The organism is Streptomyces sp. NPDC005070 (genome assembly GCF_053600395.1).
In genome coordinates this window covers 1-2001 of the sequence record NZ_JBSFZS010000405.1, presented here as the reverse complement: position 1 = coordinate 2001, position 2001 = coordinate 1, and the positions used below count along the sequence as shown (strand labels likewise).

Below are 2001 nucleotides of genomic sequence, written 5' to 3'. Positions count from 1 at the left end.
GTTGACAAGCAGCAGCCCGTGATGAGTATTGCGAGGGTCATAGTTGTGCGAGAAGGAAAATGAATGCTTCGAATCGAGCCAGGAAATTTTCGTCTTGAAGCGGTCCGCTGCGCGCCGAAGGTCCACTGTGGGATGCAGAGATTTTGCCACTGACTATGTCCAATCAGGCGGAGTACGCACACATCGATTCAGGAGGTGCTCGTGACGTGGATCTCGGGAACGGCCGGTGCCCCCACGTGGAGCTGCGAACAGTGTTGGTCAGCAACCTCAGCGCAGATCGAGGCGATCTGTTCGCAGAGCGGGTGTCCAATATCGGCAGCATTGAGAGCCATGATCATTTTGTAGGTCAGTTCATCCACAGGAAACTCCCTGACGGGTCAGTCGCGACCGCGCCTTGAACGCCGAAGGCATCACACCCAGGCAGTCGCCGGCACGCTCGCGTCAAGACAAGAGGTAAGACTGCATCGTCCTGATGAATGGTCAGGCTATAACGAGCGACATCATGCTCGTCGACATGACACGCCGCACTCGTCGTAAGCCGAACGGACATCCAGGGTCGTCCTCTCGACCGACCACTAACCGAATACCTGCGGGTGAATCGGTAGCGACTGAGAATCAGGCCACTGCGCCGGCGGCGATGCGAACTGTGAGGCCACAGCAGCGGCGTCCGACGCTGCCCACGGGACGGCGACTGCCGACCTCCGACAGACGAAACCGCAAGTACTTAGTGAGCAAGCCCGATCACCACCAGGATGAAAGCTGATCCCAAGACAGTAAGTGCCAGCGTGACGCGAGATGGATGTGAAGTGTGCGCTTCCGGAAGGATATCGGAAGTAGCTAGGTAGAGAAGGAATCCGGCGAAGAATCCTAGATAAAGTCCGAGGATTCGATCAGAAATGGTGAAAGCCAAGGTTACGGCTGCCCCTGCGAGTGGGGCGATCGCGTCGGCGGCAACCAGGGTAATACCGCGACGGCGATTATTCCCGTACAGGCGGGTAATCGTGTACGTATTGAACCCGTCGGCGAAATCGTGTGCGATCACCGCTACTGCGATAACCGTTCCCGTGGTTCCTCCGGCCTGAGATGCGGCCCCGATGGCGAAACCGTCGAGGAAACTATGCCCTACCAGGGCGCCGGCGGCGATTAGGCCGAGGCCTTGTGAAGCTTCCGATACTGCGTGATCGCCAGATTGGTTAGTGGCCATCGGGTGCGTATGCGGACGGTATTCCCCTTCGTGTGCTCGGTGGATTGCTACAGATCGCTCCACTACATGCAGAACGAGAAAGCCTGCGGCGAACATCAGAAGTCCCATGGGTACGCCGAAGAATTCTCCGCGGTCTGTTTCGAGCGCCTCGGGCAGCAGATCAAAACATACGATCCCGAGCATGAGTCCCGCCGCGAGTCCGAGGACCAAATGCCGACGATCGCCGACGTGCTGGGCGGCCCAACCGCCGAGCAACGTGGTGACGGTCGCTCCGGCAGCCACAAGGAGGGCTGTCACGTGGGTCTCCTATCACGAAGTACGTTCGCGTGATTGGGTTTGTTTTGGGCGTAGTCTCAGAATATAGATTGCGCGGCGGTCTGTGCCCGATCCGATGAAAAGTGTGAGGTCGCCGCTCGGGTCTGTCGAGTGGACATTGCTCGTGCCGTTGAAAGATTCTGCTCGCATGCCTCTACTAACGGCGCAAAAGAGTGAAAAACATTTTGGCATTCGAATTTCCCGACGGCACCCTCCCCACCGGCACCGAGAAGGACAAAACCGCTCGATCCGATCTCGCACCTTGCTGGCTAGTGCGCGTCCGGCAGAAGCCGCTGTGGTTGCGGCCGCCGCACTCTTGGCCGAAGTAGGCTCGTTGTCGCATGAGGGCCACCAGGCCGGGCTTGCCTCCCGCCGACGCTAGTGAGCTGCGGGCGCTGGCAACGTGCCCCGGGGCGACCCGCGACACGCCGGCCTGCCGGCTCGTCGCGGACCGTTCAATCAGCAGCAGAGTCCTCGGCGAG

General features: G+C 59.6%; 2 protein-coding genes. Both read right to left on the bottom strand.

Annotation, left to right across the window (positions count from 1 at the left end; genetic code table 11):
• Positions 1-188 precede the first annotated feature (188 nt).
• Positions 189-359 carry a hypothetical protein gene (locus ACWEBX_RS39600; RefSeq protein WP_451889547.1) on the bottom strand — a complete coding sequence of 57 codons (171 nt, stop codon included), beginning with the start codon at positions 357-359 and terminating at the stop codon, positions 189-191.
• A gap of 365 nt (positions 360-724) precedes the next feature.
• Positions 725-1501, bottom strand: a complete 777-nt coding sequence (locus ACWEBX_RS39595) for a ZIP family metal transporter (RefSeq protein WP_451889546.1) — start codon at positions 1499-1501, stop codon at positions 725-727.
• Positions 1502-2001 lie beyond the last annotated feature (500 nt).